The 20,831-nt window shown below is 70.6% G+C and carries 13 protein-coding genes; 2 read left to right on the forward strand and 11 right to left on the reverse strand.

Annotated elements, in window-relative coordinates; genetic code table 11:
- The first annotated feature begins 92 nt into the window (after positions 1-92).
- Both ACZ6RT_RS33365 and ACZ6RT_RS33370 read left to right on the forward strand, forming a co-directional pair.
- Positions 93-6,380: an amino acid adenylation domain-containing protein gene (locus ACZ6RT_RS33365; RefSeq protein WP_470157878.1), complete on the forward strand. Its 6,288-nt coding sequence runs from the start codon at positions 93-95 to the stop codon at positions 6,378-6,380.
- The gene (locus ACZ6RT_RS33370; RefSeq protein ID WP_470157880.1) at positions 6,377-7,825 is read left to right on the forward strand and encodes an amino acid adenylation domain-containing protein; all 1,449 of its coding nucleotides are present in this window, start codon (positions 6,377-6,379) and stop codon (positions 7,823-7,825) included. Before ACZ6RT_RS33365 ends, ACZ6RT_RS33370 begins: the two co-directional genes overlap by 4 nt.
- Here ACZ6RT_RS33370 and vioC read toward each other — a convergent pair.
- From vioC to ACZ6RT_RS33425, 11 genes are read right to left on the reverse strand one after another with little or no spacing between them, the layout of a single operon-like run.
- Complete coding sequence (gene vioC / locus ACZ6RT_RS33375) at positions 7,819-8,847, reverse strand: arginine beta-hydroxylase, Fe(II)/alpha-ketoglutarate-dependent (protein WP_470157882.1); 1,029 nt, start codon at positions 8,845-8,847, stop codon at positions 7,819-7,821. The genes ACZ6RT_RS33370 and vioC overlap by 7 nt on opposite strands.
- Positions 8,840-9,256, reverse strand: coding sequence for an SRPBCC family protein (locus tag ACZ6RT_RS33380; RefSeq protein ID WP_470157884.1), 417 nt, complete (start codon positions 9,254-9,256; stop codon positions 8,840-8,842). Before ACZ6RT_RS33380 ends, vioC begins: the two co-directional genes overlap by 8 nt.
- The gene (locus tag ACZ6RT_RS33385; RefSeq protein ID WP_470157886.1) at positions 9,240-12,899 is read right to left on the reverse strand and encodes a condensation domain-containing protein; all 3,660 of its coding nucleotides are present in this window, start codon (positions 12,897-12,899) and stop codon (positions 9,240-9,242) included. Before ACZ6RT_RS33385 ends, ACZ6RT_RS33380 begins: the two co-directional genes overlap by 17 nt.
- Positions 12,900-12,902: 3 nt before the next feature.
- A complete protein-coding gene (locus ACZ6RT_RS33390; RefSeq protein WP_470157887.1) occupies positions 12,903-13,619 on the reverse strand; it encodes a thioesterase II family protein in 717 nt (238 codons plus the stop codon).
- A 1-nt stretch (position 13,620) separates the two neighbouring features.
- Positions 13,621-13,812, reverse strand: coding sequence for an MbtH family protein (locus tag ACZ6RT_RS33395; RefSeq protein ID WP_470157889.1), 192 nt, complete (start codon positions 13,810-13,812; stop codon positions 13,621-13,623).
- 51 nt (positions 13,813-13,863) lie between these two features.
- Positions 13,864-14,625 (reverse strand): PhzF family phenazine biosynthesis protein, encoded by a 762-nt coding sequence (locus tag ACZ6RT_RS33400; protein WP_470157891.1) that lies wholly within the window; start codon positions 14,623-14,625, stop codon positions 13,864-13,866.
- Positions 14,606-15,715, reverse strand: coding sequence for a fatty acid desaturase (locus ACZ6RT_RS33405; RefSeq protein WP_470157893.1), 1,110 nt, complete (start codon positions 15,713-15,715; stop codon positions 14,606-14,608). Before ACZ6RT_RS33405 ends, ACZ6RT_RS33400 begins: the two co-directional genes overlap by 20 nt.
- Before the next feature lie 3 nt (positions 15,716-15,718).
- Positions 15,719-16,393: a TenA family transcriptional regulator gene (locus ACZ6RT_RS33410; protein ID WP_470157895.1), complete on the reverse strand. Its 675-nt coding sequence runs from the start codon at positions 16,391-16,393 to the stop codon at positions 15,719-15,721.
- Positions 16,390-17,259 (reverse strand): aspartyl/asparaginyl beta-hydroxylase domain-containing protein, encoded by an 870-nt coding sequence (locus ACZ6RT_RS33415; protein ID WP_470157897.1) that lies wholly within the window; start codon positions 17,257-17,259, stop codon positions 16,390-16,392. The genes ACZ6RT_RS33410 and ACZ6RT_RS33415 overlap by 4 nt, the downstream gene beginning before the upstream one ends.
- The gene (locus tag ACZ6RT_RS33420) at positions 17,259-18,155 is read right to left on the reverse strand and encodes a chlorinating enzyme (RefSeq protein ID WP_470157898.1); all 897 of its coding nucleotides are present in this window, start codon (positions 18,153-18,155) and stop codon (positions 17,259-17,261) included. The genes ACZ6RT_RS33415 and ACZ6RT_RS33420 overlap by 1 nt, the downstream gene beginning before the upstream one ends.
- Complete coding sequence (locus ACZ6RT_RS33425) at positions 18,145-20,682, reverse strand: amino acid adenylation domain-containing protein (protein ID WP_470157900.1); 2,538 nt, start codon at positions 20,680-20,682, stop codon at positions 18,145-18,147. The genes ACZ6RT_RS33420 and ACZ6RT_RS33425 overlap by 11 nt, the downstream gene beginning before the upstream one ends.
- Between the last annotated feature and the right edge of the window lie 149 nt (positions 20,683-20,831).

Consider the following 20,831-nt stretch of genomic DNA (forward strand, 5'->3'; position numbering starts at 1 on the left):
GGGTAAGCAGGCGGTTCCGGCGGGGCGACGCCCCTCTTCATGTGACATCTCAGCCCGCGGTGCCGTCGGTACGTTCGTGGTCCGGAGGTACGATGCGACGCGATCTTCCTGACTTTCCGACGGCCGCCGACGCGACCACCCTGGCCGAGCTGCTGCGCTGGCGGGCCAGGCGTCAACCGGAGCGCGTCGGCTTCGTGTTCCTGGGCGACGACCACGGCGGTGAGCGGCCGATAACCTACGCGCACCTGGATCGGCGGGCCCGGGCGATCGCCGGCGAACTCCGGCGCGCCGGGGTCGGCCCGAGCGATCGGGTGCTGCTTCTCTACCCGCCCGGTGAGGACTTCCTCACCTCCTTCCTCGGCTGCATGTACGCCGGTGCGGTGGCGGTGCCCACGTTCCCGCCCGACCCGCTGCGGCTGGAGCGTACGCTGCCCCGCCTGCTGACGATCGTGGCGGACGCGCGGCCCGCCGCGCTGCTGACCGTCGCGGCCCTGCTCCCCCTGGCAGGCGACCTACCCCTGAAGGAGCTTGCCTGGATCGCGACCGACACCGCGCCGGACGACGCGGAGGAATGGGCCGGACCCGGAGCCGACGCCTCCGCGCTGGCTCTTCTGCAGTACACCTCGGGCTCCACCGCCGAGCCGAAGGGCGTGATGCTCACCCATGGCAACCTGCTGCACAACTCGGGGATCGTCCAGGAGCTCTTCGGCACCGACGCGGCCATGCGCGGGCTGAGCTGGCTGCCGCCCTACCACGACATGGGTCTCATCGGCGGGCTCCTGCAGCCGCTGTTCGCCGGGTTCCCCATGTGGCTGATGTCCCCGGTCGACTTCCTGCGGCGCCCGGCGAGCTGGCTGGAGGCGATGTCGCGGCTGGAGCTGACGCTGAGTGGCGGGCCGAACTTCGCCTACGACCTGTGCGTCAGGAAGACCACGCCGGAGCAGCGGGAACGGCTCGACCTCAGCGCGTGGCGGGTGGCCTTCAACGGGGCCGAGCCGATCCGGCGCGCCACCCTGGCACGGTTCGCCGAGGCGTTCGCGCCTGCCGGCTTCCGTCCTGAGGCGTTCTTCCCGTGCTACGGCCTGGCCGAGGCCACGCTCATGGTGAGCGGCGGCTTCACTGCCGCCTCCGGGGAAGGCCCGGTCGGCTGCGGGCGTGGCGGCGCCGGCCAGGAGGTACGGATCGTCGATCCGGTGACCTCGAGGCCGTGCCCGGAGGGGCACGAGGGCGAGGTGTGGCTGCGCGGGCCGAGCGTGGCCGGAGGGTACTGGAACCGGCCGCTGGAGAGCCGGGAGGTGTTCCAGGCCGTGCCGGCAGGCGGCGGCGGGCCGTACCTGCGGACCGGGGATCTGGGAAGGCTCGCCGATGGCGAACTGACCATCACGGGCCGGCTCAAGGACCTGATCATCGTCAGGGGCCGCAACCACTACCCGCAGGACCTGGAGGCCACCGCCGAACGGGCCCATCCCCTCCTGCGGCCGGGCTGTGGGGTGGCGTTCACCCTGGAGCACGACGAGCCCGCGGTCGTGCACGAGGTCGCGCGGGACGCCGGTGACGTGGCCGTCGCGGAGGTGGCGCGGGCGGTCAGGACCCTGGTGGCCGAGGAACACGGTCTGCACGTCGGGCTGGTGGTGCTGATCCCGGCCGGCTCCCTGCCCAAGACCACCAGCGGCAAGGTGCGCCGGCGGGTCTGCCGGGACCTGCTGCTGTCCGGAGAGCTGCCCGAGATCGGCCGCAGCTCGATCGACCTGGAGGCCTGTCTGCGCGAGCAGGCCGCCGCCGTCTGCCGGCTCCCCGCATCGGACATCGCCCGCGAGCTCCCCCTGCTGGCCCTGGGCATGGACTCGCTCGCCGCCCAGGAGCTGAGCCGGCGGGTTCAGGCCGAGCTGGGGGTACGGCTCCCGCTGGGTGACCTTCTCGGCGGCGCCTCCCTTGCCGACGTCGCCTCCCTTGCCACCGATCTCCCGCTCCCGGTCCCCGCCGACGAGCCGATCGCCGGGGAGTCTGGCGACTCCGGGTCATCAGTGACCCCTCGGGTGTCGCAGGGGCAAAGGAACCTGTGGTTCCTGCACCGGCTCGAACCGGAGAGCACGGCCTACACCACGGCGGCCGCGTTCCGGCTGAACGGGAAGCTGGACACGGAAGCGCTGCAACGAGCCCACGACCGCCTCCTGGGGCGGCATCCGGCGCTGCGGACCGTCTTCGCCGAACGGGACGGCGAGCCGGTGCCGGTCGTCCGACCGGCCGACCCGCACTCCTTCTCGGTGTCGGAGCTCGGAGAGACGGAGCTGGAGGCCCGGCTCGAGGCCGACGCGAACCGGCCCTTCGACCTCGCCTGTGGCCCGCCGGCCCGGTTGCACCTCTACCGGCTCGCGAAGGACGCGCACGTGCTGCTGTTCGTCGCGCATCACATCGTGACCGACTTCTGGTCCACGATGGTCCTCGGCCGGGAACTGGAGGCGCTGTACGTCGAGGAGACCGGTGGCCCGGCCGCCGGGTTGCCCGCCCTGGACTCCGGTCCGGCCGGTGTGCCGTCCCAGCAAAAGGAGCAGGTGAACGGCGAAGAACGGCCCTTGCTCAGCGGCCCGGGCGGGACCCGCAGGTTCGGGATCGGTGCGCCGCTGACCGCCGGGCTGATACGCCGCGCGGCGGCGGAGGGGGTGACGCCCAGCGTCTTCCTGCTCACCGCCTACCAGGCGCTGCTGCACCGGCTCACCGGCCGGGACGACCTGGCGGTCGGCGTCCCCTTCGCAGCTCGCACCCGGCCTCACCTGGCCGGTCTCGTCGGCTACCTCATGAACCCGGCGCCGATCCAAAGTCAGGCCCGAGACACCTTCCGCGAGCTGCTGGCCCAGACCAGGGACCAGGTACTCGGCATGCTGGAGCGTCAGGACCACCGCGATTCGGCCCGGTTCCGGACGATGTTCGTCTTCAACCAGCCGGCCGCCGCCGACGCCGCGGCCTTCCCGGCGCTGCTGCTCGGTCACGGCGGCGTCCGGCGCCTGTTCGGCGAGCTGCAGGCCGAGTCGATACCGGTCGGCCTGCGTGAATGCGCCATGGATCTGGAGTTGTCGCTCACCGCGCTCGACGGCGACATCCACGGTTGTCTCCGCTTCCGGACCGACGCCTTCGACGAAGACGCAGCGGATCGGTTCGTCCGGCACTTCACGGCCCTGCTCGAGGCGGTGGTCGCCGACCCCGGCGCCGCACTGGGTTCGGTCCCGTCCGCCACCGCCGAGGAGCGCACCCGCCTGCTCGGCAGGTGGAGCACCGGCGGACCCGCGCCGGACATCGAACTTCCGGTGTCCCGGCTCGTCGAGGAGCAGACACTTCGCTCGCCGTACGCGACGGCCGTCGTGGCGGGCGGCGAGTCGCTGTCCTACCTGGAACTGGATCAGCACGCCAACCGGCTCGCGCACCTGCTGCGCGCCAGGGGCGTCGGCTCCCGCGGCCGGGTCGGCATCTGCCTGGACCGCGGCTCCGGCATGGTGGTGGCGATGCTCGCGATCGGCCGGGCCGGCGCGGCGTACGTGCCGATCGATCCGCTGAGCCCGGCCGACCGTGTCGCCGCCGTCTTCGCCGACGCCGGTGTGGACGCCGTGGTGAGCGAGGAGGCGCTCGCCGGAAGGCTTCGGGGCGTCACCGCTCCGCTGGTCCTGCTCGACGCGGATCGACCGGAGATCCTCGGCCACCCGGTGACGGCGCTGCCACCGCCCGCGCTGGACGATCCGGCCTACGTCGTCTACACCTCGGGCACGAGCGGGACGCCGAAAGGGGTGGAGGTCCCGCACCGCGCACTGTCGTTCTTCACCCGGCAGGCCGCCGAGCTGTACGGCATCGGCCCGGACGACCGGGTGCTGCAGTTCGCCTCGATCGGGTTCGACGCCAGCGTCGAGGAGATCTATCCCACCCTCACCCGTGGCGCGCGCCTGGTCCTGCGCACGGACCGGATGCTGGCCGACCCGGGCATGTTCCTGGCCGCCTGCGCGGCACAGGGGGTGACCGTGCTCGATCTGCCGACGGCGTTCTGGCACGAGCTCGTCGACGCGCTGGGCACACCGGGGACGCCGGGGACGCCGGGGACGCTGCCCGCCGCGATCCGGCTCGTCATCATCGGCGGTGAGAAGGCGTTGCCGGAGCGGGTCGCGGCGTGGCATGCCGCGGTCGGCAGCCATGTCCGGCTGGTCAACACCTACGGTCCCACCGAGGCGACCGTCGTCGCGACCAGCCACGAGCTCGACCGGCCGGGCCGTGAGGTCCCCATCGGCCGTCCGCTGGCGGGGGTCCGCGCCTACGTGCTCGACGTCGCATGCCGGCCCGTGCCGGTCGGCCTGACCGGCGAGCTGTATCTCGGCGGCGCCGGGCTGGCCCACGGCTATCTGAATCGCCCCGGCCTGACCGCAGAGCGGTTCGTCGCCGATCCCTTCGGTCCGTCCGGAGGGCGGCTCTACCGCACCGGTGACCTGGTGCGGCACCGGTCCGACGGCACGCTGGTCTTCGTGGCCCGCTCCGACCGGCAGATCAAGCTGAGCGGTTACCGCGTGGAGCCGGGCGAGGTCGAGGCGGCGCTGCGCGAACTGGACGGCGTCACCGACGCCGCCGTGGTGCGGGACGGGCGGTCCCTGCTCGCCTACGTGGTGCCGGAGACGTGCGTGGCCGACGAGTTGCGGGCAGCGCTGCACGCCGTCCTGCCCGGCTACATGGTCCCGGCCCGGTACGTGCCACTGCCCGCGCTGCCGCGAACCCTCAACGGCAAGACGGATCTCGGCGCGCTGCCCCGGCCGCCGGTGTCACAGCCGGGCGTCCAGGGGCCGTTCCGCACGCCGCAGGAGCGTGCGCTGGCGGAGATCTGGCGTGAGGTGCTCGACGTGGAGGAGATCGGCAGGACCGACGACTTTTTCGCGGTGGGGGGACACTCCCTGTCCGCGACCAAGATGCTGGCGCGGGTGAATGACGTCCTCGGTCTCGACCTGCCGCTCCGGGCGGTGTTCGAGACCCCTGTCCTGGCCGAGCTGGCGGACCGGCTTCGCCACGCGCCGCAGGCCCTGTCCCGGCGGGTTCCCCCCGCGCCACGGGACCGGCCGCTGCCGTTGTCGTTCGTCCAGGAGCGGATCTGGTTCCTGCAGCAGCTCGAGCCCGAGAGCACCACCTACAACGTGCCGCGTGCCCTGCGCCTGCGGGGCCGGCTCGACGTGGCGGCGATCGCCAGGACCCTGGACGATCTGGAGGTCCGTCACGAGATCCTGCGGACGACCTTCCCCGAGATCGACGGCGAACCCTTCCAGGAGATCGGCGAGCCGCGCGGAATCCCGCTGACCGTCGTCGACGGTGATGAGGGCCTGCTCCAGGAGTTCATCCTCGCGGCCGGGCAGGAACCCTTCGACCTGGCGAAGGGTCCCCTGCTGCGGGTCACGCTGGTCCGCCTGGCGGCCGATGACCACGTCCTGGTCGTGGTGGAGCACCACATGGTCCACGACGGGTGGGCTCAAGGAGTGTTCCTCCGCGACTTTCTCGAGCTCTACCAGGCCCATGCCACCGGCCGGCCGCCCTGCTTGCCCGAGCTGCCCGTCCAGTACGCCGACTTCGCCGCCTGGCAGCGGCGGACCTTCCAGGGCGAGCGGCTGCGGTCCCTGACCGACTTCTGGCGGGCACGGCTGCGCGGCGCACCGACGCTGCTGTCGGTACCCGGCGACCGGCCTCGCCCCGAGGTACTGGGCTCACGCGGCGGGGAGGAGACCCTCTTCATCGAGGGGCCGCTCGCCCGGCGGCTGCGGGAGTACGGCCGGGACCACGACGCCACCCTGTTCATGGTGATGCTCGCAGCCTTCGCCGTGCTGCTGCGAGAGCGCAGCGGGCAGGAGGACATCGTGGTGGGCAGCGGCATCGCCAACCGGCAGCGCCCCGAGCTGGAGAACCTGCTCGGAATGATCATCAACACGGTCCTGCTGCGCGTCGACCTCTCCGGCCGCACGAGCTTTCCCGACGTGCTGGAGCGGGTGCGGGAGGTCTGCCTGGAGGCCTACGCCCACCAGAACATGCCGTTCGAGAAGCTGGTGGAGAGCCTGCGTCCCCCGCGCAGCCTCAGTCACACCCCGCTCTTCCAGGTGATGTTCAACTTCCTCGACACGCCGATGCCGTCCCTGGTGGTTCCCGGCCTCGACGTCGAGGTGCTGAACGCCCACAACCGCTCCTCGAAGTTCGACCTGAACGTGGTGGTCATCCCGCACGCCGGGCAGCGGTTGGGCCTGGTGTCGGGGCCGGACGCGCCGGAGCGGATCGCGGTGCTGCTGGAGTACAACACCGACCTGTTCACCGTGGCCACCGTCCGCGGCCTGCTGGCCGAGTACCTGGAGATTCTCACCGAAAGCGTCATGCCATGACATCGTTGCCCGCCCTGTTCCTGGCGACCTGCGCCGAGCATCCGGAGAGGCCGGCGGTCACCTGCGGTCCGCGGACCCTGTCGTACCGCGAGCTGGCCGACGCGGCCGGAAGCCTGGCGGCCGAGCTCGGACGTCGCGGTGTGGGCAGGGGTGAGCTCGTCGGTGTGCGCGTGGCCCGATCCGTCGACGTCGCGGTGGCCGTGCTCGGCGTCATGCTGGCCGGGGCGGCCTACGTGCCGCTCGACCCGCGCTACCCGGCCGAACGCCTGCGTCTCATGACCGAGGAGTGCCGTATCTCCCATGTCGTGGGCGACTCCGTGCCGGTCTGGGGCCATCCGCCCGCAGCCGTCCCGCCGGTCCTGCACCCGGACGATACGGCGTACGTGATCTACACCTCCGGTTCCACCGGGCGGCCCAAGGGCTGTGTCGTGACCCACGGCAACGTGCTGAGCCTGCTGGAGGCCGCGCTGCCGCTCTTCGACATCGGTCCGGACGACCGATGGGCCCTGTTCCACTCGGTCAACTTCGACCTGTCAGTGTGGGAGATGTGGGGTGCGCTGACCACCGGCGGCACGGTGGTCGTGGTGGACGAGGACGCCTCCCTCGATCCGGGCGAGCTCATCGGCCTGCTGATCCGGGAGCGGGTCACCGTGCTGAACCAGGTCCCCTCGGTCTTTCGCATACTGGCCGAGGCGCACGAGGACGAGGGATGCCCGCCGCTGCCGCTCCGTTACCTCATCTTCGGCGGTGACGCCGTCGACCTGGAGGGCACCGCGCGTTTCCTGGCGGGACTGCCCGCCGGCGCCGGACCCGTCGCGGTCAACATGTACGGCATCACCGAGACGACCGTGCACGCGACCTTCAAGGAGCTCGACCCGGCCACCCTACGCGGCGCCAACCCCTCACCGATCGGCAGGCCCCTGCCCAACCTGGGGATCACGCTGCGCGACCCGGACGGGTCCGAGGTGGCGGACGGTGAGGCAGGTGAGATCTGGGTGTCCGGAGCCGGCGTGGCCGCGGGCTACCTGGGCCGCGACGAGCTGACCGCCGAACGCTTCGTCGTAGTAGACGGGGTACGCCACTACCGCTCCGGCGACCTGGCCCGGCGGGTGCCCGGCGGGGAGCTGCAGTACCTCAGCCGGATCGACCGCCAGGTGAAGCTGCGCGGGATGCGCGTCGAGCTGCCGGAGATCGAGGTCGTCCTGCGTGCCTGCGCCGGCGTGCGGGATGCGGCGGTGCTGCTGGAGACCGACGACGCCGTGGGCGAGCTGCTGGTGGCCTACGTCGCGGCCGACGAGGCGTTCGACCTTGGGCGGGCCCGGGCCGAGTGTGCCCGGGCCCTGCCCTCCCACATGGTGCCCACCAGGTTCGAGCGGCTGGCCACGTTGCCGCTGTCACCGTCGGGAAAGGTGGACCACCGGGCTCTGAGCGGGTCCGCTCAGTAGATGACGCGGTGGTCGGCCGCCGACCGCCACCCGCGTGAGCCGCGGAGGTTGCGGGTGATGTTGAGCCGCTTGAGCCACCGGTCCGAACCGTCGTAACGCGGCCGGAACGACTTACGGCCGTGCACGGCGCGGAAGTTGTCGATGAACACCACATCTCCCGGCCGCAGGCTCACGCTTCGCGTCCTGGCCTCGATCTGCGCGCACAGGGCTTCGAACGCGCGCAGTGAACGATCCGGCCAGCCCTCGGTCTTCATGTGGTAGGGATCGAGCGCCATGTAGGGGTCAAGGCTGTCGCCGAAGAGGATCGGCCGCTTGACCGGGTCGTCGTTCCACGACTGGATGAGCTCGAAGCTGCGGATCCGGAGCCGGTCCACCACCGGATCCCCGGTGGATCGCCGGGCGTTCTGCGGCTGGTGGGAGTTGTCCGGCATCTGGGTGAACTCCGGTTCGAACAACGCCGCGACATCGAGCGAGGACCAGTCGAGGTCACCGGCGTCACAGAACGTCGTCTCCACCGCGTCCGGATTCTTCAGGCACATGAGCGCCACGTAGTCGCCGCGGCACGGGTGGAAGGCGTCCTCGGTGTGCCAGGAGAGGTGTTGCAGGCTGTTGGAGCCGATCTCGTAGTTCTCGTGTCCCTTGATCGGGAGCACGTCGTGCATGATGCGGCCGTCCTGCTGGGTGGCCCAGCCGAAGACATCGCCAAGGACGGACGCGCACAGCAGGAAGAAGATCTCCTGGGTGAAGGCCGGTGAGCCGTACTGGCTGTCGCGCCAGTGCTCGGGGGTGGGGCCGAGCAGCTCCTCGTCCATCGCCAGGCCGGACAGCACGCACAGGGCGGAGGGCTCACCGAGGCGGAACTCCTCGAGGAACTCCACGAGATGTGTCGGCAGGGACCTGGCCAGCACCCTGGCCCTCCGGATCAGCCCGGTGTCCTCGATGGTGTCGTACGCCTCGGCGATCTCGGCGAGGAGCGGCGCAAGCTGCGCTCGGTCCTGCGGCGTCAACGTGAGTTCATGCACGGTACAGCTCCTCCACATGTTTCTTGGCCCCGTCCAGCTCGGCCCGCATCCATTCGAGTTGCTCGGCGTACTCTTCTGCGGAGTCACCCGGCGACTTCACGTTCGTCATGATCAGCTCGCTCCCCCGGTGGTTGGCGGTGACCCGGTAGGGGATGAAGACCTCGGTGCCGTCCGGGAGGATCACCTTGTGGTCCAGCAGGAGCAGCTCCCGGTGAAAGAGGCTGGAGAGCACGACGGGGCCCTGCGGGCCGGTGACGTCGTAGCTCGTCTCCGACGTCCGCTCGACGGCGAGAGCGAAGGGTGAGAACCGCGGCCAGCCCTCGACATCGGACACGACCTGCCAGACGAACTCCGGCGGGGCCTCGATCGACACACTGTAGGTGTCCGACCGCTCAGTGCGGCACTTCATGCGCGTCCTCCTCGATTCTGGCGGCGAGCTCTCGCAGCGACGGGTTGGCGAACAGGTCGCGGACCGGCACCTGGACGCCGAAGGCGTCGTGGATGCGGGCGATGAGCCGGGTGGCGTGGAGCGAGCTGCCGCCCAGGCCGAAGAGGTCGCCGCCGACACCGACCTGCTCCGCGCCGAGCAGGTCGGCCACCGTGGCGGCGAGCCAGCGTTCGGTCTCGGTGACCGGCGGCAGGTGGGGCACCTCGGCCGCGAGGGGTGCTCCGGCCGGCTCGACGGCGAGTGAGACCCGCTCGGTGTCCAGCGCGAGCGCGGAGGCGAAGCTCCCGGCATGTTCGGCGTGGGTCAGGACCAGGCCGGGCACCGGTTCTGCCGGGGCGACCTGAACGGCCTGCCCTCCTACCTTCCAGACGGCCAGCAGGGCGGTGACGAGGTCAGCGCCGGGTGGCAGGCAGAGGGCGACCCGGTCGCCGGAGCCGGTACCGGTCCGCCGCATCCGGTTGGCGAGCCGGCTCGCGGCCGCGTCGAGCTGCCGATGCGTCCACCGGGTGCCGTCGCCGTCGACCAGGGCCACCTCGCCTTCGGCCGGGTGTCGCGCCAGCAGGTCGGTGTCTCGCAGCGCCCGGTCGCGTTCGGCGGCCGTCAGGATCTCGATGTCACCGATGCGGGCATCGGGTGCGGCGACGGCCTCACCGAGCGCGGTGAGGTAGTGGCCGGCGAACCGGTCGATCCGGTCGGCCTCGAACAGGTCGGTGGAGTACTCGACCGACAGCGGAAGGGTTCCGTCGGGCGAGTCCGAGACGTCGACGGAGATGTCGTAGAGGGCGTAGCGCTCGGGAACGACGATGGGCTCGATGCTCACCTCCCCGAGCACGAGGTCGGTCGCGCCGATGGCGCGCGGCAGAAGGGTCAGGCCGATCTGGAACAGCGGGTTGCGTCCGGCGGCCCGCTGTGGCCGTAACGCGTCGACGACCAGGCTGAACGGCACGTCCTGGTGCGCGGTGGCGTTCAGGATGGTGTCGTGGCAGCGGCGGATCAGTTCACCGAAGGTGGGGTCGCCGTCGAGGGAGGTCCGCAGGACCAGGGTGTTGCCGAAGAATCCGACCAGGGGCTCGATGTCGGCCCGGGTCCGGCCCGAGAAGATGGAGCCGATCGGCAGGTCCCGCTGCCCGGTGTAGCGGTGCAGTACGACCAGCAGCGCGGCCTGCAGCACCGCCAGCAGGGAGACCCGGTGTTCTCGCGCGCAGGCGCGCACCGCGGCGCTCAGGTCTTCGGAGGTCTGCCGTTCGATGGTGTCGCCGCCGCCGGTGGGCCGGTCGGGACGCGGCCGGTCGGTGGGAAAGGGCACGATGGGCAACCCGGCCAGGGTCTCCCGCCAGTAGCCGAGACGGCGTTCCAGCTCGGCCCCGCTCAACCGGCGGCGCTGCCAGGCGGCGTAGTCGGCCGGTTGCACCGGCAGCGGCTCCAGGTCCGCCTCGCCTCCGCCCGTGTACAGGGCCGACAGCTCGCCGCCGAGCACGGCGGCCGACCAGCCGTCGGCCACGATGTGGTGGAAGACCAGTACCAGCGCGTGCTCGTCCGGGGCGAGCCTGGCCAGCGCGTATCGGAACACCGGTCCTCGCGCCAGGTCGAAAGGCCTGGCGCACTCGTCGGCGGCCCACCGCTCGACCTGATCGGCGGGAAGGTCGATCGGCTCCAGGCGCACGGCCGGCGGCGGGTCGATCACCTGGCGCGGCAGTCCGCCCTGGTTCAGGAACCTGGTGCGCAGCGCCTCGTGCCGTGTCACGAGGCCGTACAGGGCCCGTTCCAGCACCCCGACGTCCAGGCGGCCGCGGATCCGCAACGGGAACGGGATGTGGTACACGGTCGAGGCGGTGTCGTACTGGTTCATGAACCAGACCGCCTCCTGCTGGAAGGTGCAGGCCAGCGCGCCGTCGCGGGGTACCGGGACGGGACCAGTGTCCAGCGCCGCCCGTCTGGCGCGTTTGCCGGCCAGCCGGCGTTCCAGTTCGGTGATCTCTTTGTCCAGCTCGTCGTCCGGCCCCATGGCCGGTCCCATGTCCGGCTCGCCGGAGTCGAGGAGTGCCTGGGCCAGTCTCCGGACGCTGGGATGGGTCGCGAGCATGCCGACACTCGCCCCGTCGATGCGGCTGACCACCCGGACCGCGGCGAAGGAGTCGCCCCCCAGGTCGAAGAAGCTCGCGGTGGGATCGACGTCCGGCATGCCGAGGACCTCGCCGAAGACCTCTGCGACCTTCTCCTCCAGCCGCGCGGCCTCCGCGCTGAGCGGCTCGGTCTCCACCACGGAGGCGACGGGGGCGAGCGGCGTGACGGCGTCGGGACCGGCCGCCGCGACCACGGACGAGAGACGGTCGGCGCTCGCCATCGTCTCGAAGACGGCGTGCAGGCGCGCCAGGACGTCGTCGATGAAGCCCTCGTCGAAGCGTTCGCGGTGGATCAGGACCTGCAGTTCGGAGACCGGCTGCGGCGCGACCGTCAGCGTCAACGGGAAGCTGATCTTGTCGTACAGGGCGTCCCGGCGGAACGCGGGTGCTCCCGCTCGTCCGGCACCCGCGGGGCCGACCGCCAGGGCGGCGTTCTCCAGGACGACCAGGCTCTCGAAGAGCGCTCGGCCCGGCGTACCCGCCCACGCCTTGATGTCGGCCAGCGGCGTGTACTCGTACCGGCGCATCCGCGCGTAACGGTCCTGGATGTCGCGTAGCCATTCGCCCACGTCGCCGTCGTCGGGAACGTTCACCCGCACCGGCAGCGTGTTGGCGAACAGCCCGACCATCCGCTCGACCTGGGGCAGTTCGGCGGGTCTGCCGGAGCTGGTGGAGCCGAAGATCACGTCGGACCGGCCGGTGTAGCGCCGCAGCATCACCGCCCACGCCCCCTGCACCAGCGTGCCGAACGTGACACGGTGACGGGCCGCCGCCTCCCTCAGTCCCCTGCCGAGCCGCTCGGGCAGGTCCACCGTCCGGCGGCTGACGTCCCCGGTGCCGCGCTGCGGATCCCAGGGCTGCAGCACGGCCAGGCGGCTGGGCGTGACGCCGGCGAGCGTGCGCGTCCAGAAGTCCTTGGTCGCCTCCGGGTCCTGCCGCTGCAGCCAGGCGATGTAGTCACGGTAGGGCGGCGGGTCCGGCGGGGTGGGACCGCCGCCGAACCGGGCCATGACCTCGGTCATGACGACCGCCACCGACCAGCCGTCCAGCAGAAGGTGGTGGTAGGTCCATGTCAGGCTGTGCCGGTCCTCCCCGAGCCGGACCATGTGCAGGCGCTGCAGCGGCGCGGCCGTCAGATCGAACCCGGCCGCCCGGTCCTCGGCGTGCAGCCGTTCGAGCCGTTCACGCTGTGCTGCGGAATCCAGCCCCGTCCAGTCGTGCCGGTGCACGGGCAACGTCACGTCCCGGTGGACGACCTGAAGGGGCTTGTCGAGCCCTTCCCAGTGGAAGGACGTGCGCAGCGAGGGATGAGCCTGCAGGACGGCTTGCCAGGTCCGTTCCAGGGCCTGGTGGTCGAGCGGCCCCTCCACCTCGTACATGTGCTGGCTGAGGTACATGTCGGCGGCGCCGTCATGTGTGCTGTGCAGCAGCATGCCCTGCTGGAGCGGTGAGAGTTCGTAGATGTCCTCGACGTCGCCCATGCCCTACTCCCTTTTCGAACCGGCCTGCAGGGTCTCCAGGAGCTCGTCCGGAGCGTCCTGGAACCGGTGGTGCCGCCCGGGGAAGATCGGGAAGGCGGTGTCGCCGCATTCGGCCCACCCCTTCATCTCCTCGGGCCGCACCTCGGTGTCCTCGCTCCATCCGATGGCGGTGATCGGGCACGCGAGCCGTACGGGATCCGGCATCAGATAGCGTCGGCTCACCTCGACGTCCATGCGGAGGATCTTGAGATAGATGGCGACCAGCTCGGGGTGCGGCGTGTTGCCCTGCTCCCGGATGGACTCCTCCAGCTCCGCCCGCAGCTCGGCGTCGCTCATGGTGAGCATCCGCCCCACCGGCCCGTCCTGCGGTGCCAGCTGCGAGGAGACGAACAGGGACGCCGGAGGCCGCCCGGTCCGCTCCAGCCGGACGGCGACCTCGTACGCCGCGTAGGCCGACCAGCAGTGCCCGAACAAGGCGAAGGGCACGTCCAGGTACGGCCACAGACCGTCGATCATGGCGTCGGCCAGCTCCTGGAACGTGTCGGGCATCGGGTCGTCGAAGCGGCTCAGCCTGCCCGGCAGCTCGACCGGCAGGAACTCCGTGGAGTTCCGCTCCTGCGGCCAGGCGCCGAACACGCTGGTGCCACATCCCGCGTGCGGGAGGCAGAACACCCGTCCGGCCGCGCCGGGCGAGGGCTCACGTTCCAGCCAGAGCGTCATGTCAGCGCGCGCTCAGTGGACGCAGATCGGTCCAGTTACGCTCCACGTATTCCAGGCACGCCTGACGGGAGTCCTCGCCGTGGACCACGCGCCAGCCCGCAGGCACGGTGAGGTGGCCCGGCCAGAGCGAGTGCTGTTCCTCGTCGTTGACCAGCACCAGGAAGCCACCATCGGGATTGTCGAACGGGTTCACGCCACGATCTCCTTGGAGGGGTTGCGAAACGGGATGGAGGCGGGCACGCCGTTACCGAGGCACCGCCGTGCCGAGCACGCGCACGCGGTCGTCGGCCAGTGTCATCTCCAGGCGTCCGCCGCGCTGGGACAGCTGCAGCGCGATGAGTCGGGTACGGCCCAGTCTTTCCGCCCAGTACGGCGCGAGCTTGCAGTGCGCGGTGACGCACACCTGGTCCTCGTCCACGCCGAGGGCCGGAAAGAAGGTCCGCGACACGAAGTCCACATCGGACGAGGCTCGCGCGGTCACGATGTGACCGCGAAACGGCTGGGTGGCCAGCGCCGCGAAGTCGGGCCGCACAGCGGCCACGGCCTGCGCCGAGTCCACCTCGACCAGGATGTCGTCGCTGGAGACCGCGCAGCGTACCGCGGCGGTCCCCAGCGCCTCCAGCAGCCCGGCAGGCGGCTCGCACGGCACCGGTGGCACCGCCTGCAGCTCGATGGCCACCAGGTCGCCGTCGCGCTCGGCGCGCAGCACGCCGTTGTCGGAGACGAAGGTGAGCCGTTTGACGCCGCTGTCCCGGTCGAACAGATGGCGTGCGCTGGCGATGGTGGCGTGACCACAGAGGTTGATCTCCTTGTACGGGGTGAACCAGCGCACCCGGTACTCGTCCGGCGCAGCGGCCGGGACCACGAAAGCCGTCGTCGGCAGGCCGATCCGATGCGCCTTCCCCTGCATCGCCTCCTCCGCCGGGAACGCCTCCGCGACCACGACCGCGGCCGGGTTCCCGGCGAAACTCTCATCGGCGAAGGTGTCAACCACGTGGAACCGCATGCGCGGGGAGCTCCTCCCAGGTGCGGAAGACGCGGTCGATGGCCTGACCCATCCCCCACACCTCCTGGTACGGCGGGCCTTCCGGTCCGTTGTCGATGTCCCGCTGCCGCGCGTAGGCCGCGATGGTCCAGTCCTGCGTGGTGGGATAGCGGTGGTGGTAGTCGTGGTTGGGCAGGTCGCCCACGACCACGAGGAGCCGCGACGGCAGGTGGTAGAAGAGGGTCAGCGTGATCCAGCGGACCCACGCCCACGGCCCGTCTCCCTTGGCCGGCACGGGCCCGCCGCAGAAGCGGGCGGAGGTGTTGGCCGCGGTGTAGAAGCGGTGGCCGTACTCGGCCTTGCGCGGTGCCAGCCACTCGTGTTCGCCAAGCCGGTCCAGCAACGCGCTCAGCTGGGCGAACGCGATGACCGGGAGGACGAACGCGAGCAGCAGCACCAGCAGGCCGTTGGGGAACCAGAACGGCAGCGACAGCCACCAGCCGAACCAGATCGCGAAGACCACCCGCCGCAGGTGGCCGCCTCGCAGGTTGCTGGCGATCCGGCCGGCGAATCCCTTCCAGTAGAAGACCGGCGAGAGGAAGACCGTCCACGCGCGCCGCCAGAGCCGGGCCCGGGACATCCCCGGCAGGAATCCCAAGGCGGCGAGGAACTGCACCGGCGGGTCCACCTCGGTCGCGAAGACCTCGCGCCGGTGATGGTTGTCGAAGTGTTCCTCCTTGAAGTCGCCGAAGGTGTGGAAGACGCTCAGAACCGTGACGGCCTCGCCCCAGAACCGGTCGCCGGCCGCCCGGCCCGAGAACCGCCGGTGCAACGCCTGGTGCGCGATGACCAGGACCATCATGCGGGCCCCGGCCAGCGTGAGGACCCAGCCGGCCACCAGGGCCGCGATCCAGTACGCGGGCATCGTGGCCACGGCGGCGGTCGAGACCGCGAGACCGGCCAGGAACAGCGTCAGGGTCACGGCCAGGTACGAGGCCCACGTATGACGCAGCAACGGCTGCTGTCCGGGCAGCGCCTTACCGGTCTGCCAGGTCCAGAAGTGCTGCGTCCATGACGGGAAGCGAAGATACGTGGCGCGAACGTCCTGCACGGCTCACGCTCCGAGACCGGTCTGCGTCGAGAGGCGGTCGAAAAAGCGCGTCCACAGCCGCCACATCTCGTCGGCCGCCTCGAAGACCGCTCTGGCCTGTTCGGGGGTGTAGTCCGCCATCAGTGTGTGGTTCGCCTCCTCCACGTGGTCCGGCTCCTGCTCGACGTGTATGGCGACCCACTCGTTGTCGGTGACACCGGTGGCCCGCTCGATGGCCTTGCCGATGCTCGACACCATGAGCAGGTCGGTGGTCTCGGTGGCGAAGATGAAACCGATGGCGCTCTCCCGCTCCTCCGAGGCTCGGCGGTAGCCCTCGACCAGGGCGGCGGTCTCCTCGAACGGCTCGGTGCCGGTGACCCGTTCCCGGTCGAAACCGCACTTGGCCATCGAGTCGGCGTAGATCACTTCGTGGGCCCGCTCGACGCGGCCGCCGCCGGCCTCCTGGTTGAGGATCCGCGTGATGGCGCTCTTGGAGGCGATGTCGGGCAGGACCGCCACGCAACGGGCCAGGAACGTCGGGAAGTAGTGCAGCGGGTGCCACCACTGCTCGATGAGGACGGCGGCCTGCTCTTTGGTCAGGTCCGCCGTGTCCACGGCCGCGAAGAACCGATGGTCGCGGAAGGCCTGGTAGACGGCACTTTCGGCGAGCTGGTCGTTGAGGGACAGTGTCGCAGTCATGCTTGCCCGCTTCCTGAGGGTCGATCCAATGTGAAGTACTGACGCAGTTCCGTGGCGTGCGTGAGGACGGCGGGGTCCGCGCTGTCGCGAGCGAGGCCGATCATGGTGTCCCAGACGAAGTCGGCTCCTCCGTCGCGTCGGAAATGCGTCTTGACGATGATGCCGAAGACCTCGTTGAAGGTGTCCATGGTCAGCACCTGCGACAACCGTTTCAGGGACGAGCGTTCTGCGTCGGGAAGCGGCGGCCGGTGGACGACCCGGGAGGCGTCGATCGTCCCGTTTCCCTCGTCGGGAATGGCCAGGATCGGCCCGTCCTGGGGCCGGTCCGCGAAGTCGAAGATGAGATGGATCCGTGGCTCTCCTGAGAAGGAGGCCACCGAGTGGATCTGCGAGGCGTCGAAGTGCCACACCTCCCCGGCCCGCATCCGGTAGACCACGTTGTCCTCGCTGAAGTAGCAGTCCTCGTGGGTGGCGAGCGGAATGTGCAGTCGGTGGGCCGAGCGCGAATCCTCCGGGATCTCGGCCAGCTCGATGTAGTCGCGGTGCGGGACGATGACGCTCTTGGAGAACACGGCCAGCCGGACGAAGTTCAGCCTGGCGGTGTTGGCCACGGAGGTGATGATCTCCTGGATGTACGGCAGTTGCCGGCCGTACTCGGTGAAGGTCGAGCGCTGGTCGTAGTGGTAGTTGGTGAGCAGGCCGTCGCCTTCGTCACCGCCGGTGGCCCAGAGCATGGCGCTCTTCCACGGTCCGCCGATGAGGTAGTTGCTGTAGGCCTCGGAGAACTTGAACGTCAGGGCCTGTTCCAGGTCCTTGGCGAGCCGGGCCTCGTCCAGCGTGAGGGTGTTCACGTACTGCGTGCGCATCAGACCGTCCTTTCCAGCCGGTCGAGCGGGGTGAACGGCTCGCCCCAGAGGTTCTCGCCGAGCACCCGGTTGAGCCCGTGCTCGTCCTCGCCGGCGACCAGCACGCAGCCGTGCCGGTCGAGCTCGAACCGGTGGCCGAACTCCTCGAATTCCGTCATGCCGCCGTAGACACGGACGTGGGTGGGGACGGTGCGGATGGCGAACCCCATACGCTGGCGGTTGCTGGTGTTGGGATTCGACCCGTGGATGCAACGGGCGGTGAAGATGATGAACTGGCCGGGCCGCATCTCCAGGTGACGGACGTTCTGCTGGTCCGGGTCCCAGTCTTTGTCGATCTTGATGTCGTTGTAGTTGTAGCCGAAGAAGGAGTTGTCCTTGGCCGCGCCGTTCCACTTCATCGACGCGGTCTCATCGTAGCGCCATTCCCTGTGGCTGCCCGGGATGACCTTCATGCAGCCGTTCTCCCTGGTCGCCTCGGTGAAGGCCACCCACGCGGTCAGCTCCATGGGCCTTCCGGGAGCGCGGTCGGTCGCTTCCAGCATCCCCTTGCTCGCCTCGCCGATGGCGTAGGTCTCGACCTGGTGCCAGCCGGTGCCGGTGTCGCCGGGGTTCTTGGGGAAGAACTCGGTGCGCCAGCAGAGGATGTCCGAGCCGATGAGCGCCTGCATCCGCCGGACGATCGCCGGCTCGGTGATGAGCGAACTCAGCCCCGGGATGTCGAGATGCCTGTCGTAGTTGACCGGGTTGTCGAAGGCCTTGCGCGCGTTGTTCTCCGGGTCCAGCAGCGCCTTGCGCTGGACCTTCCACCACGCCTTCATCTCCTCCGGCTCCCAGAGTGTGAAGGGCCCGATGTAGCCCTGCTCCGCGAAGGCGGCGCGGTCGGCTTCAAGATTCATTGTGTGCACTCCCCTGGCGTTCCAACGCGGCGTCCAGCTCCTTGGCCGTCTGACTGACGTCTTCGGCGCGCATGATCCCCCAGTGATCGCCCGGTACGGGGACGACGGTGAAGGGGCCGGTGCACAGTTCGCGCAGCGCCTCAGCCGCCCGCGCCTGCCGTGGGGCGTCCGTTCCCGACTCCTGGGAGCCGGACGCCTGGAACAGGTGGACGGGCCCGGCATAGGGCTGCGGCCGGTAGGCCGCAGCCGCGGCCATGCATGCCCTCGCGGTGTCGAGGGTGGCACGCAGGTGGTCGCCGGAGGCTCCTTCGGCGATGGGCGTCCCCATGAGCTGGATCCAGGTCTCGCCCGAGGTCAGCTCCTCCAGCTCGGCGCCGGCTCCGTCGTCCAGCCTGGCCACGACCTCATCGAGCAGGCTCAGGAACGGCGTCTGGGCGATGGGCAGGCCGGTGATGGGGTCGATGACCGGATTGGCGTCCAGCAGGCCGAGGAAGTCGACGATGGCGCCGGCGGCGGTGAGCTGTTGCGCGATCTCGTAGGCGAGGACGCCGCCGAAGGACCACCCGGCCAGCAGGTAGGGCCCGTCGGGCTGGATCGTGCGGAGCTGCTCGACGTGCGTTTCGGCGATCTCGGACAGGGAGAGCCCGAACGCCGGTGGTTTTCCGCTCCAGCCGATGCCGAGCATGCGCACCGGAGCCTGCGAGGCGCGGGCGAGCTCCCGGTAGCCGAGCAGTTCACCGCCGAGCGGGTGCACCAGGTAGAGGCTGCGCGCGCTGGGGCCCTGCCGTACCGTGACGATCCGGGTGGGGTGCCGTTCCACGGCCGTGACCGGGCCGTCGGCACCCAGTGCGGCGGCGAGGTCCTCGACCGTGCTGGCGTCCAGCAGGACGGAGAGCTCGACCGGGCGGCCGATCGCCTGGCCAAGCTCGGCGACCACCCAGGTGGCCAGCAAAGAGTCGCCGCCGACGTCGAAGAAGTCGTCGTCCTCGGCGAAGTCGTCGTGGCCCAGGACCCGGACCCACAGGTCGGTGATGAGCCCGGAGAGGTCCTGTGCCGGCCCGGCCGCGAGCTCGGGCAGCGGCAGTTGCGCCAGCGCGGCTCTGTCGATCTTGCCGGACGTCGTGCGCGGCATGGACTCGACGGCCACGACCCGCGAGGGGATCATGTACTCCGGCAGCAGTCCCCGGACGTGGTCGGTGACCTCACGCGGCGGCAGCGGGCCCTCGGCCTGGACATAGGCGACCAGCACCGGGATGCCGCCCAGCACCTCCCGGAGCCCGACCGCTGCGGTCACCACGCGGGGGTGGCCGACCAGGGCGTGTTCCACCTCGCCGGGTTCGACCCGGAATCCACGGATCTTGAGCTGGTCATCGGAGCGGCCGACGAAGTGGTAGGTCCCGTCGGCGGAGCGGCGCGCGAGGTCACCGGTGCGGTACAGACGCTCGCTCCCCCACGGGGAGGCGACGAACCGTTCCGCCGTGGCCACCGGTGCCCGGTGGTAACCGCGGGCCAGGCAGTCCCCCGCGACGTACAGCTCGCCGACCTCGCCGTCGGGCACGGCCTCCAGCCGGTCGTCGAGGACCCGGCAGGCCACGCCGTCCACCGGTGTGCCGATCGCGGGAAGCGCCGGCCAGGACGCGGGGTCGCCGGGCAACGTCAGGCTGGTCACCAGGTGCGCCTCCGTCGGCCCGAAGTGGTTGTCGAGGCGGCAGTCGCCGAGTGCGGTGAAGAAGTCCCGGATCGCCGGCGTGATCAGCAGACGCTCCCCGGCCGTGACGACGTGCCGCAGGGAGCCCGGTACCACCCCGGTCCGGACGGAGGTCTCGGCCAGCAACTGCAGGGCGACGTAGGGCAGGAACAACCGCTGGATCCGCCGGTTCACGATGGTGTCCAGGAGCGCGCGTGAGTCCCGGCGGGTCTCCTCGGGGGCGATGACCAGGCGACCGCCGGTCGCGAGCGTGGAGAGCACCTCCTGGAAGGTCACGTCGAAGGAGGTCGCGGTGAGGTGCAACGTGCGCAGGCCGGGCTCGCCGTCGGCGATCTGCCAGCGGATCAGTCGGTCCAGCCCGCGGTACGGCATGGCGACCCCCTTGGGCACGCCGGTCGAGCCCGAGGTGTGCAGCACGTAGGCCGGGGCGTCCGGAGAGAACGGCTTCGCGGCGGGCGTCGCCCGGCCTGCGGAGCAGGTGAGCCCTTCAGGCGAGATCGTCACGAGGGCCTCGAGCTCGCGGGTCAGCGCCTCCATGCGGGCGAGCGGCAGGGCGGGGTCGATCGGGCAGTAGGTGCCGCCCGTGGCCAGCACCGCCAGCATGGCGACGACCGTCTCGGCCGAGCGTCCCAGCAGGACCGCGACCGGCTGTTCGGCTCCCACGCCCATGCTTCGCAGCCGGTCGGCCGTCTCCTCCACCCTGCCGATCAGCGCGGCGTAACTCAGCGTCGAACCGTCCGTCAGGTCATCGAGTGCGCAGGCCTCGCCGTCGGTCCTGGCTCGCTCCCGGACGGCTTCGAAGGCGAAGGAAACAGCCAAGCGAGGCTCCTCAGGTGGCATCTGCGGCTTCCGCAACGAAGCTACAGACGTGCGCGAGGGTTCTGGAGTCACCGGAACTGGCCACACACGCCCGGTTTAGGCGCTTTGTCCAATAAACGTGGGACGGGCGCCGCCCTTGAAACCGCCGA

Source organism: Streptosporangium sp. NPDC050148 (genome assembly GCF_055586505.1).

What these genes read in the sequence shown, in the direction of transcription:
- ACZ6RT_RS33390 (WP_470157887.1), bottom strand. Translation starts at nt 13,619, where the DNA reads ATGACGCTCTGGCTGGAACGTGAGCCCTCGCCCGGCGCGGCCGGACGG.
- ACZ6RT_RS33415 (WP_470157897.1), bottom strand. Translation starts at nt 17,259, where the DNA reads ATGCGCACGCAGTACGTGAACACCCTCACGCTGGACGAGGCCCGGCTC.
- ACZ6RT_RS33370 (WP_470157880.1), top strand. Translation starts at nt 6,377, where the DNA reads ATGACATCGTTGCCCGCCCTGTTCCTGGCGACCTGCGCCGAGCATCCG.
- ACZ6RT_RS33420 (WP_470157898.1), bottom strand. Translation starts at nt 18,155, where the DNA reads ATGAATCTTGAAGCCGACCGCGCCGCCTTCGCGGAGCAGGGCTACATC.
- ACZ6RT_RS33410 (WP_470157895.1), bottom strand. Translation starts at nt 16,393, where the DNA reads ATGACTGCGACACTGTCCCTCAACGACCAGCTCGCCGAAAGTGCCGTC.
- ACZ6RT_RS33365 (WP_470157878.1), top strand. Translation starts at nt 93, where the DNA reads ATGCGACGCGATCTTCCTGACTTTCCGACGGCCGCCGACGCGACCACC.
- ACZ6RT_RS33380 (WP_470157884.1), bottom strand. Translation starts at nt 9,256, where the DNA reads ATGAAGTGCCGCACTGAGCGGTCGGACACCTACAGTGTGTCGATCGAG.
- ACZ6RT_RS33400 (WP_470157891.1), bottom strand. Translation starts at nt 14,625, where the DNA reads ATGCGGTTCCACGTGGTTGACACCTTCGCCGATGAGAGTTTCGCCGGG.
- ACZ6RT_RS33385 (WP_470157886.1), bottom strand. Translation starts at nt 12,899, where the DNA reads ATGGGCGACGTCGAGGACATCTACGAACTCTCACCGCTCCAGCAGGGC.